This window comes from Burkholderia sp. BCC1985, assembly GCF_905339915.1.
GTDB lineage: Bacteria > Pseudomonadota > Gammaproteobacteria > Burkholderiales > Burkholderiaceae > Burkholderia.
Genome location: NZ_CAJPGY010000005.1, coordinates 71,483 through 84,185, shown reverse-complemented (window position 1 = coordinate 84,185; position 12,703 = coordinate 71,483). Strand labels below are relative to the sequence as shown.

The following is a 12,703-nucleotide window of genomic DNA, read 5'->3' as shown; positions in this document are numbered from 1 at the left end:
CCCGGCGAGCGAACCCGCGGTCACCCGGCACTTGAAACGACAACGGGCAGGAAATGCTCGCGATGCGCATTCCCTGCCCGCCCGGCGCACGAACGTGCGGCCGCGTCAGTGCAGCTTGACGCGCGGCAGCGTCGTGCGGCGCAGCCAGTGCGCGACCGTATCGAGCATCATGCGCGGATAGCCGTGCAGCGCCGCGATGTGCAGCCGGTACAGCGACATGTACATGAAGCGCGCGAACAGCCCTTCGATCAGCATGTTGCCGCCGATCAGCCCGCCCATCAGGTTGCCGACCGCGCTGAAATGACCGAGCGACACGAGCGATCCGAAATCGCGATACGTGAATTCCGGCAGCGAACGCCCGTCGAGCCGGCAACCGATCGCCTTCAGCAGGAAGCTCGCCTGCTGGTGCGCCGCCTGCGCGCGCGGCGGCACGTTGCGCTCGTTGCCGGGCCATACGCAGGCCGCGCAATCGCCGAGCGCGAATACGTTGTCGTCGGTGAAGGTCTGCAGCGTGCGGCGCACGTCGAGCTGGCCGAGCTTGTTGACCTGCAGGCCGTCGAGATTCGACAGCACGGACGGCGCCTTGATGCCGGCCGCCCATACCGTGAGATCCGCACGCACCGTCTTGCCGCTCGCGGTGTGCACGAAACCCGGCGCGACTTCGGTCACGCGCTCGGCGAGCATCAAGCGCACACCGAGCTTTTCGAGCAGCTCGGCCGTTGCCGTCGATACGCGCTCCTGCAGCGCGGGCAGAATCCGCGGCCCCGATTCGATCAGCACGATGCCGACGTCGTGCTGCGGGTCGAGCTTGTGCAGCCCATAGACGGACAGCACCTGCGCGGTATTGCGCAGCTCGGCGGACAACTCGACGCCCGTCGCGCCGCCACCGACGATCACGACCTGGATGCGCGGTTCGGCCGCCGCCCCGGGCGCGGGCTGCGCCGGCGCCTGATGCTCGGCGCGCATGCACGCGGCGATCAGGCGCTTGCGGAAGCGCTCGGCCTCGCCGACCGTATCGAGCGCGATCGCGTTTTCGGCCGCGCCCTGCACGCCGAAGAAGTGCGTCGTGCTGCCGATCGCGATCACGAGCGTGTCGTATTCCAGGTCGCGCGCCGGCAGCAGCTCCGCGCCGTCGCTGTCGTTGACGGGCGACAGCGTGATGCGCTTCGCCGTGCGGTCGAGCGCGGTCAGTTCGCCCTGCTGAAACTCGAAGCCATGCCAGCGCGCCTGCGCCGCGTATTCGAGCTCCTGCGTAAACGGGTCCATGCTGCCGGCCGCGACCTCGTGCAGCAACGGCTTCCAGATGTGAGTCGGATTGCGGTCGACGAGCGTGACGAGCGCACGTGCGGGACGATTGCCGCGCGCGCCGTAACGGTCGCCGAGCCGCGTCGCCAGTTCCAGGCCGCCTGCGCCGCCGCCTACGATGATGATCCGATGCATCTGATTCCCCCTTTGCGATTCGAAACTGCTGCCGCCGCACGAGGCAGACGCGATGCGTTCGCGCCGCCCGTTGGATTAACCGGTTCGGACATCATCGATGTGCAGTTCGAAACACTTCGATGCGTCCGATGCCGGAACACGGGGCGCGCTGCCCCCGCGACAATGACCTGACTGACTTGCATTGTCCGGGAGCTTGCGCGTTGACCACAAGCAAACCATCTCGATATTCAGCATCCCTGCAACAATATGCCGCGGGAAACGGGAATCGCACGGGGGTGCGTCAGTGTGCCTCTTCCCAGTTCGCGCCGGCGCCCACTTCGGCGACCAGCGGCACCTTCAGCTTCGCCACGCCGCACATCATTTCCGGCAGCTTCTCGCGCACGAGCGACAGTTCTGCGTCGGGCACCTCGAGCACCAGTTCGTCGTGCACCTGCATGATCATCCGCGACGCGAGCCGGTCGCGCGTGAGCCAGTCGTCCACCGCGATCATCGACAGCTTGATCAGGTCGGCCGCCGTGCCCTGCATCGGTGCGTTGATGGCGGCGCGCTCGGCGGCCTGACGGCGCGGGCCGTTGCCGCCGTTGATCTCCGGCAGCCACAGGCGGCGGCCGAAAACGGTTTCGACGTAGCCCTTCTCCTTCGCCACCGCGCGCGTGTTTTCCATGTACTGCGCGACGCCCGGGTAGCGCGCGAAATAGCGGTCGATGTAGAGCTTCGCCGCATCGCGCGTGATGCCGAGGTTCGACGCGAGGCCGAACGCGCTCATCCCGTAGATGAGCCCGAAGTTGATCACCTTCGCGATCCGGCGCTGGTCGGAATTGACCTCCAGCGGCGTCACGCCGAACACTTCGGCGGCGGTTGCGCGGTGGATGTCCTCGCCCTGCGAGAACGCGCGCAGCAGCGATGCGTCGCCGGAAATGTGCGCCATGATCCGCAGTTCGATCTGCGAATAGTCGGCCGACACGATGCGATGCCCCGGCGATGCGATGAACGCCTCGCGGATCCGCCGGCCTTCGGCCGTGCGCACCGGAATGTTCTGAAGATTGGGATCGTTCGACGCGAGACGGCCCGTGACCGCGACCGCCTGCGCATAGTTCGTGTGCACGCGGCCCGTTGCGGGATTCACCATGCGCGGCAGCTTGTCGGTGTAGGTCGACTTCAGCTTCGACAGCCCGCGATGCTCGAGCAGCAGCTTCGGCAGCGGGTAATCCTCGGCCAGCTTCTGCAGCACTTCCTCGTCGGTCGACGGTGCGCCGCTCGGCGTCTTCTTCACGACCGGCAACTGCAGCTTCTCGAAGAAGATCTGCCCGATCTGCTTCGGCGAGCCGAGATTGAACTCGCCGCCCGCCAGTTCGTACGCCTGGCCCTCGAGCTCGATGAGCCGCGTCGCGATCTCGCTGCTTTGCGCCTGCAGGCGTGCGTCGTCGATCAGCACGCCGGTGCGCTCCATCTTGCGCAGCACGAGCGACACCGGCATCTCGATCTCGCGATACACGCGCTCGAGGCCCGCCTCGCGCGCGACCTGCGGATACAGCGCCTGATGCAGCTGCAGCGTGATGTCCGCATCCTCGGCCGCATACGCCGCGGCCTGCTCGAGCGCCACTTCGTCGAAGCCGATCTGCTTCGCGCCCTTGCCGGCCACGTCTTCGTACTTGATCGTCTTGACGCCCAGATGACGGAGCGCGAGGCTGTCCATGTCGTGCGTGCGGTGCGATTCGAGCACGTACGATTCGAGCAGCGTGTCGTGCTCGATGCCGTTCAGCGCGATGTCGTAGTTCGCGAGTACCTGCGCGTCGTACTTCAGGTGCTGGCCGACCTTCTTGCGGTCGGCCGATTCGAGCCACGGCTTCAGGCGCGCGAGCACGTCGTCGATCGGCAGCTGCTCCGGCAGGTCGGGGCCGCGATGCGCGACCGGAAGATACGCGGCCTTGCCCGGCTCGACCGAGAACGACAGGCCGACGAGCCGCGCGGTCATCGGGTCGAGCGACGTGGTTTCGGTGTCGAACGCGGTCAGCGCGGCCGCGTCGATCTTCGCGAACCATGCGTCGAACTGCTCCCAGGTCTGGATCGTGTCGTACTCGCGGACGATGTCTGCGGCCACCACCGGGGCGGGGTCACCTTCCGGCGCATCGGCGCCGCCGCCTTCGGCGGGTGCGCTGTCGACTTCGCGCAGCCACGTCTTGAAGCCGTAGCGCGCGAAGATGTCGCGCAGCAGGTCGCGTGCTTCGCCGTCGCTCTTCAGCGACGCTTCGATCGATTCGAGATGCGGCGCGAGATCGCAGGCCGTGTCGACGGTCACGAGCTTGCGGCCGAGCGGCAGGAAGTCGAGCGCGCGACGCAGGTTGTCGCCGACCACCCCCTTGATCTCGCCTGCGTGTTCGATCACGCCGTCGAGGCTGTCGTATTGCGACAGCCACTTCACGGCCGTCTTCGGCCCGCACTTCTCGACGCCGGGCACGTTGTCGACGGTGTCGCCGATCAGCGCGAGGTAGTCGATGATCCGCTCGGGCGGCACGCCGAACTTCGCGACCACGCCGTCGCGATCGAGCGTCTCGTTGGTCATCGTGTTGACGAGCGTGACGTGATCGGTGACGAGTTGCGCGAGGTCCTTGTCGCCGGTCGATACGATCACGTTCATCCCGTGCCGTTCGGCTTCGCGTGCGAGCGTGCCGATCACGTCGTCGGCCTCGACGCCCTCGACCATCAGCAGCGGCCAGCCGAGCGCGCGCACGGCGCCGTGAATCGGTTCGACCTGCAATGCAAGATCGGGCGGCATGGACGGACGGTTTGCCTTATAGTCGGCATAAAGGTCGTCGCGGAACGTCTTGCCCTTTGCATCGAACACGCAAGCGCTATACTCTGCACTGACTTCCTTGCGCATACGACGCAGCATGTTGATGATTCCGTAGAGCGCTCCGGTCGGCTCCCCGCCAGGGCCACGCAAATCAGGCATCGCATGGTAAGCCCGATACAGATAGCTCGAACCGTCAACCAATAGCAGGGTCTTACCTTCCAGATTTCGTTCTTCAGGCATTATGAACAAGAGAAAAGTGATTCCGAGTCTGCGTTCGCTCGCAGATCAAGAACGCGCGACGGCCAAGAAGGCGCGCGCATCGTGGCAGATGTTCACGATTATGGCAGAGTTTATCGAGGCGACCGAGTACCTGTCGGAGATCCGCCCGGCCGTCAGCATCTACGGTTCTGCCCGTCTGAAGCCCGATACGCCGCACTACAAGTTGGCCGTGCAGATCGCGCGCAAGCTGTCCGACGCCGGCTTCGCGGTGATCTCCGGCGGCGGCCCCGGCATCATGGAAGCCGCGAACAAGGGCGCGCACGCCGGCAAGGCGCCGTCGGTCGGCCTGAACATCGAGCTGCCGCACGAGCAGGCCGGCAACCACTACCAGGACATCTCGCTGCGCTTCCGCCACTTCTTCACGCGCAAGGTCACGTTCGTGAAGAACTCCGACGCGGTGATCGTGATGCCGGGCGGCTTCGGCACGCTCGACGAACTGTCCGAAGTGCTCACGCTGATCCAGACGAAGAAGTCGCGCCTCGTGCCGATCATTCTCGTCGGCAGCACGTTCTGGCAGGGGCTGCTGCAATGGTTCCGCGACCAGTTGATCCCGAACGGCCTCATCAATCCGGAAGACATGGACCTGATGCAGGTGATCGACGATCCCGACCAGGTGCTCGACGCCGTGCTCGCGTTCTACGAGGACAGCGGCGAGGAAGAAGGCGCGGACGGCGACGATCATCCGCCGCGACCCGAAGAAGACCGCATGTTCTATCTGTAATTCGATCGGCTCGATGGCCGGCCTTCACGGCCGGCATCCCGCTTCCCGCGCGGCAGGCATGGCGATTCCGCCACCTGCCGCGCGTCATTTTGTAACGCCGCGTTAATCCCGCAACGCGGCCGCGCACCGTCGAATGTCAAATTCGGGCGGGCGGTGCCGCACAACGCATTCGACGCGTGCCACGCCCGGGACCGACCATTGTCAAATCACGCTGCCTGCCATCGGTCCAGCCGGCCGGCCTGACGTCAATCTGCCGTAACAAATGCCGCTCGCCTTTTCCGTGCGGCGCCCGCACACTGCCTCTTGTCGGCGTGGCGTCCCCCCGGTGGAACGATCCCCCCTCGCGTCCATCGCGTCGCGCCGGCCCTTTGACAACGACATCACGGAAAACAACATGAAACGTTCGCTGATCGCCCTCGCCTTCGCCGGCCTCGGTGTTTCGCTGTCCGGCCTCGCCCACGCCGTCAACGTCGACGTCAACATCGGCACGCCCGCGCCGGTCGTCGTCGCGCCCGCGCCTGTCGTGGTCGCACCAGCGCCCGCGGTCATCGTCGGCTGGCATGGCGATCGTTACTGGGACGGCCGCCGCTACTGGGAACGCCGCGAGTGGGAAGATCACGAGCGCCATCATGGTCACGGCGGCTACCATTGCCCGCCGGGACACGCGAAGAAGGGTGAGTGCTGAGCATCCGAGTGCGGGTTCGATCGGGCTCGCGCACTGCAGGACAAAGAACAAGGCCGCACGGGAACGAAAGTTCGCGTGCGGCCTTTGTCGTTACGCCCGCGGCTTGCGCGGCGTTCACATCACTGAAACGCCACTTCCGCGAAGCTCCTCAGCTTCCGGCTATGCAGCTTGTCGAGCCCGTTCGTGCGCAGGATCTCCATCGCCTTCACGCCGATCTGCAGATGCTGGTCGACCTGCCCGCGATAGAACGTGTCGGCCATGCCCGGCAGCTTCAGCTCGCCGTGCAGCGGCTTGTCGGACACGCACAGCAGCGTGCCGTACGGCACGCGGAACCGGAACCCGTTCGCGGCGATCGTCGCGCTTTCCATGTCGAGCGCGATCGCACGGCTCTGCGACAGCCGCTGCACGGGTTCGCGGTGATCGCGCAGCTCCCAGTTGCGGTTGTCGACGCTCGCGACCGTGCCCGTGCGCATCACGCGCTTCAGTTCGGCGCCTTCGAGACGGGTGACCTCGGCCACGCCGCGCTCGAGCGCGAGCTGCACTTCGGCGAGCGCCGGGATCGGCACCCACAGCGGCAGGTCCGCATCCAGCACGTGATCCTCGCGCACGTAACCGTGCGCGAGCACGTAGTCGCCGAGGCGCTGCGTGTTGCGCAGGCCCGCGCAGTGGCCGAGCATCACCCACGCGTGCGGACGCAGCACCGCGATGTGATCGGTGATCGTCTTCGCGTTCGACGGGCCGACACCGATGTTGACCATCGTGATCCCGCTGCCGTCCGCGCGCTTCAGGTGATACGCGGGCATCTGCGGCAGCCGCGGCGGCGCGGCGCCCTCGGCCGGCTCGCTGCCGAGGTTAGCGTTGTACGTGATGACGTCGCCCGGCTCGACGAACGCGCTGTACTGGCTGCGGTACGCGCGCACCTCGGGATCGTCGCTCTCCGTCATCATCGTGCGGCCGAGCTTCACGAATTCGTCGATGTAGAACTGGTAGTTCGTGTAGAGCACGTAGTTCTGGAAGTGCGTGGGCGACGTCGCCGTGTAGTGACGCAGCCGGTGCAGCGAGAAGTCGACGCGCGCGGCGGTGAACAGCGCGAGCGGATGCGGCTCGCCGGGCGCCGGCTCGAACGTGCCGTTGACGATGCGGTCGTCGAGGTACGACAGGTCGGGCGTGTCGAAGATGTCGCGCATCGCGAGCAGGCGGTCGCGGTCGAGCTCGCCTTCGAGGTGGATGCCTTCGGGAAACGCGAAGTGAACCGGAATCGGCTGCGACGACACACCGATCTCGATCTTCACATGGTGGTTCTTCGACAGCAGGCGCAGTTGCTCGCGATAGTAGTTCGCGAACAGGTCGGGGCGCGTGACGGTCGTCTCGAACACGCCGGGACCCGCGACGAAACCGTACGAACGGCGCGAATCGACGTGCGTGTTGACGTCGGTACGAATCCGCACGAACGGATAGCACGCACGCACGTGCTCGGTGATCGGTTCGTGGCGGCGATAACGTGCGAAGGCATCGCGCAGGAAGCCCGTGTTGGTGTCGTAGATGGCCGACAGCCGCGCGACGGCGGCGACGGAATCGTCGAATGCTTCGACGGGCGGACTCTCGGGCGTCAGCACCCGATGCCGGCGGCTCAAATCGTTCTTCATTTTCATCACCTCGTCTGATCGGACGACATTACCACGGAACCCGGTCACGCTCATGGCCGCCCGCTTGCACGCCGCTTGCACGCGAGGGCCGGGCCGCGCGCAGTATTTGCTAAAATCGGAAGGTTCACTGGAGACTCATCATGAAGCCGCTCATTCTCGTCGCCGCTGCCGCCGTGTTCGCGGGCACGTTTGCCGCTGCCGGCGCCGCTTACGCCGCCGGCGGCACGCCCGACGCCGACGCGCAGGCCCGGGCCGAGGCCAACGAGGCCGCCGGCCTGCCCGATCTCCGCAAGATCAACCGGCCGGGCGCCGAAGTCACGTCGAAAGTCGACTTCGCCGACATCCGCCGCACGCCGAGCTTCCACGCCAAGAGCAAGAGCGGCACCGAGGTCACCGAGTATCGCGATCGCGGCAAGCCGGTCGAAATCGACGTGAAGTCGAACTTCGGCACGCGCTACCAGATGAGCTCGACGCTCGACACGTCGCCGAAGCCGCACGACGCGGGCGTCCCGATCACGCGCCTGCCGTCGGTCAACCTGCGCTACTGATTTCCTGCCGCGCCGCGTCGGTCCCGACGCGGCGCGCCGGCATTCCCTTCACCTCCTGTCGCGCCGCACGCCGCGCGCGTGCCGACAACTGACCAGACGCATCTCGCATGGCCGTTTTCACCGCTGTTTCCGACTCCGATCTCGCGCAATGGATGCGCCACTACGAACTGGGCGACGTGCTGGCGTTCCGCGGCATTCCGTCCGGCATCGAGAACAGCAACTTCTTCCTGACGACGACGCGCGGCGAGTACGTCCTGACGATCTTCGAAAAGCTGACGGCGGAACAGCTGCCGTTCTACCTCGACCTGATGCGCCATCTGGCGAGCCACGGCGTGCCGGTGCCGGATCCGGTCCCGCGCGACGACGGCGCACTGTTCGGCGAGCTGCACGGCAAGCCGGCGGCGATCGTCACGAAGCTCGACGGCGCCGCCGAACTCGCGCCGGGGGTCGAACACTGCATCGAGGTCGGGCAGATGCTCGCGCGCCTGCACCTCGCGGGGCGCGACTATGCGCGTCACCAGCCGAACCTGCGCAGCCTGCCGTGGTGGCAGGAGAACGTGCCGGCGATCGTCCCGTTCGTTTCCGACGCGCAGCGCACGCTGCTCGAGGACGAACTCGCGCACCAGGCCGCGTTCTTCGCGTCGGACGACTACGCGGCGCTGCCGGGCGGCCCGTGCCACTGCGACCTGTTCCGCGACAACGTGCTGTTCGCGCACGCGGCGCCCGGCACCGGTCATGAGGTACGGCTCGGCGGCTTCTTCGATTTCTATTTCGCGGGCTGCGACAAATGGCTGTTCGACGTCGCGGTCACCGTCAACGACTGGTGCGTCGACCTCGCGACGGGCGTGCTCGACGTCGCGCGCGCCGATGCGCTGGTGCGCGCCTACCAGACGGTCCGGCCGTTCACGGCCGAGGAGCGCCGCCACTGGAGCGACATGCTGCGCGCGGGCGCGTACCGCTTCTGGGTGTCGCGCCTGTACGACTTCTACCTGCCGCGCGCGGCCGAAATGCTCAAACCGCACGATCCCGGTCATTTCGAACGCATCCTGCGTGAGCGTATCGTCCACACGCCCGCGCTTCCCGAGACCCATACCGCATGCAACTGATCGAAGTGCCCGCGAAAGCGGGCTATGTCTGGTTCCGTCAAGGCATCTGGCTGTTCCGCCGGAACCCGCTCGCGTTCATCACGCTGTTTTTTACGTACCTGCTGGCGATCACGCTGGTGTCGATGGTGCCGGTGATCGGCGCGGCGCTGCCGCTGCTGTTCATCCCCGGCATCGCGGTCGGCTTCATGGCCGCATGCCGCGACACGGTGGCCGGCAAGCCGGTGATGCCGACGATCCTCATCGACGGCTTCCGCTCGTACGGCACCGCGACGACGCAGCGGCTGCTCGTGCTCGGCGTGGTCTATGTCGCGCTGATGGTGCTGGTGTTCGCCGCGTCGTCCCTCGTGGACGGCGGCGGGCTGCTCCAGATGATGCTCGGCGCCACGAACGAAGCGAGTCCAACGCCGGAAACGCTCGCCGCGCAAGGCACGCTCGGCGCGCTGCTGCTGGCGACGCTGCTCTACGCGCCGGTCGCGATGCTGTTCTGGTTCGCGCCGGTGCTCACTGCGTGGCACGACATTCCGCCGGCCAAGGCGCTGTTCTTCAGCATCGTCAGCTGCTGGCGCAATCGCGGCGCATTCGTCGTGTACGGGCTGCTGTGGTTCGCCGTCGCGCTCGGCACGTCGTTCGGCCTGTCGCTGCTGCTGCAGGCGCTCGGCGCCGGCGCCTACGTGCTGACGATCATGATGCCGGTGACGATCCTCATCGTCACGATGATGTACTGCTCGTTCTACGCGACCTATCGCGGCTGCTTCGGCGTGCAGGAACCGGGCGCCGCGACGCCCACCACCGGCCGCTGATGCCGCTCGGCCGGCGCACGCCGCCGGCCGCCCGTCCCACTCCCGGCCGGCCCGGCGCGGGTCCTCCGCGCCACGCCCCACCCTGTTCAACCGAATCTTTTGCGCGCAAAATAATTTGCGTACAAATCGTTAGCGCGTCCGCCGCGCCGCCCGAATCATGGACCGCCTGCCCCCGCTGCCCCAGACGCTCGACGAGCAACTGTGCTTCGCGCTCTACTCGACATCGCATGCGATGACGAAGGCGTACAAACCGCTGCTCGACAAGCTGTCGCTGACCTATCCCCAATATCTGGCGATGCTCGTGCTGTGGGAGCGCGACGACATCGCCGTAAAGGACATCGCCGCCCGCCTCGACCTCGATCCTGCCACCGTCACGCCGCTGCTGAAGCGGCTCGAGGCGCTCGGCTACGTCGAACGCGTGCGCAGCGTCACCGACGAGCGCATCGTCAACGTGCGCTTGACGACGGAAGGCCGCGCGCTGAAGGACAAGGCGCGCTCGGTGCCCGCCGATCTCTTTTGCGCGATGCAGCAAACGCCCGAGTTCCTGGTCAGGCTGCGCGCGGATCTCCAGCAGTTGCGCCACGCGCTGTCGGCCGCCAACGAAGGCTGACGAACCCGCGGCCGCAAACGGCCCGGCACTGCCGGGCCTTTTCTTCAAAATTTCATTTGCACACAAATCATTTGTGTTCTATATTTTCCTCGTGGCCGGCGACACCCGTCCGACCGGACCGCTTCCTCCCATTCTTCCGACAGGAGCTGCACCATGAACATTCTGTACAAGACCAGCGCCACGAGCACGGGCGGCCGCGACGGCCGCGCGGTATCCGCCGACAACAGGCTGGAAGTGAAGCTGGCCGCGCCGCGCGAACTCGGCGGCACGGGCGCGGAGGGCACGAACCCGGAACAGCTGTTTGCCGCAGGTTACTCGGCCTGTTTCCTCAGCGCGATGAAATTCGTCGCGGGCCAGAACAAGCAGACGCTGCCGGCCGACACGCAAGTGACCGCGGAAGTGGGCATCGGCCCGAACGACGCAGGCGGCTTCGGGCTCGACATCGAACTGCGCGTGTCGCTGCCGGGGCTCGACAAGGCCGATGCGCAGGCGCTGGTCGACAAGGCGCACCACGTGTGCCCGTACTCGAACGCGACCCGCAACAACGTGCCGGTGCGCCTGACGGTCGTCTGACGCGACGCACGACGTCGAATGCAAAAAGGGCGTGTGCGGCTGCTTGCCGCACACGCCCTTTTGCGTGATTCGCCGGACCGGCTGACATGCCGGCCCGCGCTGCGCTGCTTAACGCGAGCCGAACGAGAACGGACGGTTCATCGCCGCTTCGCGATCGATCTTGCGCATGCGGAATTCGAGATCGTAGATGTCGGTTGCTTCGGAAAGGTACGCGTCGGCGCGCTCTTTCGCGGCCTTTTCAGCGTTCTTGGTCAGCATCAGGAAGAGGTGGCTCAGCAGGTACATGGTCGATCTCGCAATCCAGAGGTTCTTTGACTAGGGTTTTCCCGAATTATAGGGAAAACCCTAGACTTTGGCCAGCGTCGATCGGAAGGTGCGTCGTCAGGTCGCCACAGTGCGGCGATTCTCTTCGAAAAAGGTCCAGATCATTGCGCTCGCATCGGGGCCGACCGCCGCGTGAAACGGCACCGCCTCGTCGCCGCCCGACCATGCATGATCGAGCCCTTTCACGTGACAGAGCCGCACGATCGACTCGCCGTCGCGACGCACGTCGGTGATCTGCGCGCCGGCCTCGCGCGTCTCCACCCGCTCGCCGCCGCGCAGTGCGCCGCGGCTGTCCGCGAGCCCGTTCAGGCGCATGAACTGCACCGTCAGCTGGTCCGCATTCTTCGGTGCGACGACATGGTCGCCGTCGCCCTGCACGATCAGCACGGGCATGCCCGGATAGGCCCCGGTGTCGACCAGCGTGTCGACCACCGCAGCCGGGTTCTGCCGCAGGCCGCGCCGCATCACGTCCATCGCGCTGATCCCGGAATTCGCCTCGCCGAGCGCGGGGCCCGAATGCAGCGCGACTGCCGCGAAGCGGTCCGGGTGATGCAGCGCGAGCAGCGCCGCCAGGCCCGCGCCGGCCGACAGCCCGGCGACATACACGCGCGATGCATCGAAGCCGTGCTCGTCGACGAGCGCATCGACGAGCGACGCGACCGCATCCGCCTCGCCGCGGCCCGCGCGGTCGGTGTCTTCATACCAGTGCCAGCAGCCGTGCGCATGCGCCCGCAGCGACTGCTCCGGATACAGCACCGCGAAACCGTACTTGTCGGCCAGCAGGTTCATCCGGGTGCCCTGCGCGAACTCGTCGACCGATTGCTGGCAGCCGTGCAGCATCACGACCAGCGGTATCGCGCCGCGCCGCCGGCCAGGCGGAACGTACAGGCCGTAGGCGAGCTGCTGGACCAGGCGGCCCAGCGCGGGCGCCATCGGATGCTCGCCGCGCGTCCACTCGCCGGCCGCCCAGGCGGCCGCGCGCGGCCGCACGCGCGACTCACGTGGCGGGGACAGATCGGTTGCGGCGGGCGATGCGGCGGCCTCGAGCGTATCGCGCGCGATCCGCTGGGCCTCGCGCGCCGCGCGTTTGGCGGCCGGAGACAGCATTCGTTTCATGCCGCCTAGCCATACCTTCGTCAGACTTTTGGTCATCAATCGGGCTCGCAGTCAGGAAAAA

Annotated in this window: 12 protein-coding genes; 7 read left to right on the top strand and 5 right to left on the bottom strand. The window is 66.7% G+C overall.

Annotation, left to right across the window (positions count from 1 at the left end; genetic code table 11):
* Nucleotides 1-105: 105 nt before the first annotated feature.
* Nucleotides 106-1,440, bottom strand: a complete 1,335-nt coding sequence (locus U4Z31_RS06555) for an NAD(P)/FAD-dependent oxidoreductase (protein ID WP_044845266.1) — start codon at nt 1,438-1,440, stop codon at nt 106-108.
* 280 nt (nt 1,441-1,720) lie between these two features.
* Complete coding sequence (gene polA / locus U4Z31_RS06550; RefSeq protein WP_124523276.1) at nt 1,721-4,474, bottom strand: DNA polymerase I; 2,754 nt, start codon at nt 4,472-4,474, stop codon at nt 1,721-1,723.
* A gap of 1 nt (nt 4,475) precedes the next feature.
* On the opposite strand from polA, the gene U4Z31_RS06545 reads away from it, so the two are divergent.
* Together U4Z31_RS06545 and U4Z31_RS06540 are read left to right on the top strand one after the other, a co-directional pair.
* The gene (locus U4Z31_RS06545) at nt 4,476-5,234 is read left to right on the top strand and encodes a TIGR00730 family Rossman fold protein (RefSeq protein ID WP_044845264.1); all 759 of its coding nucleotides are present in this window, start codon (nt 4,476-4,478) and stop codon (nt 5,232-5,234) included.
* Nucleotides 5,235-5,628: 394 nt separating this feature from the next.
* Nucleotides 5,629-5,919 carry a hypothetical protein gene (locus tag U4Z31_RS06540; protein ID WP_044845263.1) on the top strand — a complete coding sequence of 97 codons (291 nt, stop codon included), beginning with the start codon at nt 5,629-5,631 and terminating at the stop codon, nt 5,917-5,919.
* A gap of 119 nt (nt 5,920-6,038) precedes the next feature.
* Here U4Z31_RS06540 and U4Z31_RS06535 read toward each other — a convergent pair whose 3' ends face one another.
* On the bottom strand, nt 6,039-7,565 hold the full coding sequence (locus U4Z31_RS06535) for an AMP nucleosidase (protein WP_044845316.1): 1,527 nt from the start codon (nt 7,563-7,565) through the stop codon (nt 6,039-6,041).
* Nucleotides 7,566-7,705: 140 nt separating this feature from the next.
* On the opposite strand from U4Z31_RS06535, the gene U4Z31_RS06530 reads away from it, so the two are divergent.
* The 5 genes from U4Z31_RS06530 (at nt 7,706) to U4Z31_RS06510 (ending at nt 11,202) form a co-directional block, all read left to right on the top strand.
* Nucleotides 7,706-8,113, top strand: a complete 408-nt coding sequence (locus U4Z31_RS06530; RefSeq protein WP_044845262.1) for a hypothetical protein — start codon at nt 7,706-7,708, stop codon at nt 8,111-8,113.
* A gap of 107 nt (nt 8,114-8,220) precedes the next feature.
* Complete coding sequence (locus U4Z31_RS06525) at nt 8,221-9,219, top strand: homoserine kinase (protein ID WP_321809778.1); 999 nt, start codon at nt 8,221-8,223, stop codon at nt 9,217-9,219.
* Nucleotides 9,210-10,019, top strand: coding sequence for a BPSS1780 family membrane protein (locus U4Z31_RS06520; RefSeq protein WP_044845260.1), 810 nt, complete (start codon nt 9,210-9,212; stop codon nt 10,017-10,019). Before U4Z31_RS06525 ends, U4Z31_RS06520 begins: the two co-directional genes overlap by 10 nt.
* A gap of 157 nt (nt 10,020-10,176) precedes the next feature.
* Nucleotides 10,177-10,629, top strand: a complete 453-nt coding sequence (locus U4Z31_RS06515) for a MarR family winged helix-turn-helix transcriptional regulator (protein WP_044845259.1) — start codon at nt 10,177-10,179, stop codon at nt 10,627-10,629.
* A gap of 153 nt (nt 10,630-10,782) precedes the next feature.
* On the top strand, nt 10,783-11,202 hold the full coding sequence (locus U4Z31_RS06510; RefSeq protein ID WP_040139352.1) for an organic hydroperoxide resistance protein: 420 nt from the start codon (nt 10,783-10,785) through the stop codon (nt 11,200-11,202).
* Nucleotides 11,203-11,310: 108 nt separating this feature from the next.
* On the opposite strand, the gene U4Z31_RS06505 is transcribed toward U4Z31_RS06510, so the two are convergent.
* Complete coding sequence (locus U4Z31_RS06505) at nt 11,311-11,487, bottom strand: DUF3563 family protein (protein ID WP_006753395.1); 177 nt, start codon at nt 11,485-11,487, stop codon at nt 11,311-11,313.
* Between the two features lie 96 nt (nt 11,488-11,583).
* Nucleotides 11,584-12,678 carry a PHB depolymerase family esterase gene (locus U4Z31_RS06500; RefSeq protein WP_124486435.1) on the bottom strand — a complete coding sequence of 365 codons (1,095 nt, stop codon included), beginning with the start codon at nt 12,676-12,678 and terminating at the stop codon, nt 11,584-11,586.
* Nucleotides 12,679-12,703: the final 25 nt, after the last annotated feature.

Bases quoted from the DNA above. Each gene is read 5' to 3' on its own strand.
- U4Z31_RS06555 (WP_044845266.1), bottom strand. From the start codon at position 1,440: ATGCATCGGATCATCATCGTAGGCGGCGGCGCAGGCGGCCTGGAACTG.
- polA (WP_124523276.1), bottom strand. From the start codon at position 4,474: ATGCCTGAAGAACGAAATCTGGAAGGTAAGACCCTGCTATTGGTTGAC.
- U4Z31_RS06545 (WP_044845264.1), top strand. From the start codon at position 4,476: ATGAACAAGAGAAAAGTGATTCCGAGTCTGCGTTCGCTCGCAGATCAA.
- U4Z31_RS06540 (WP_044845263.1), top strand. From the start codon at position 5,629: ATGAAACGTTCGCTGATCGCCCTCGCCTTCGCCGGCCTCGGTGTTTCG.
- U4Z31_RS06535 (WP_044845316.1), bottom strand. From the start codon at position 7,565: ATGAAGAACGATTTGAGCCGCCGGCATCGGGTGCTGACGCCCGAGAGT.
- U4Z31_RS06530 (WP_044845262.1), top strand. From the start codon at position 7,706: ATGAAGCCGCTCATTCTCGTCGCCGCTGCCGCCGTGTTCGCGGGCACG.
- U4Z31_RS06525 (WP_321809778.1), top strand. From the start codon at position 8,221: ATGGCCGTTTTCACCGCTGTTTCCGACTCCGATCTCGCGCAATGGATG.
- U4Z31_RS06520 (WP_044845260.1), top strand. From the start codon at position 9,210: ATGCAACTGATCGAAGTGCCCGCGAAAGCGGGCTATGTCTGGTTCCGT.
- U4Z31_RS06515 (WP_044845259.1), top strand. From the start codon at position 10,177: ATGGACCGCCTGCCCCCGCTGCCCCAGACGCTCGACGAGCAACTGTGC.
- U4Z31_RS06510 (WP_040139352.1), top strand. From the start codon at position 10,783: ATGAACATTCTGTACAAGACCAGCGCCACGAGCACGGGCGGCCGCGAC.
- U4Z31_RS06505 (WP_006753395.1), bottom strand. From the start codon at position 11,487: ATGTACCTGCTGAGCCACCTCTTCCTGATGCTGACCAAGAACGCTGAA.
- U4Z31_RS06500 (WP_124486435.1), bottom strand. From the start codon at position 12,678: ATGACCAAAAGTCTGACGAAGGTATGGCTAGGCGGCATGAAACGAATG.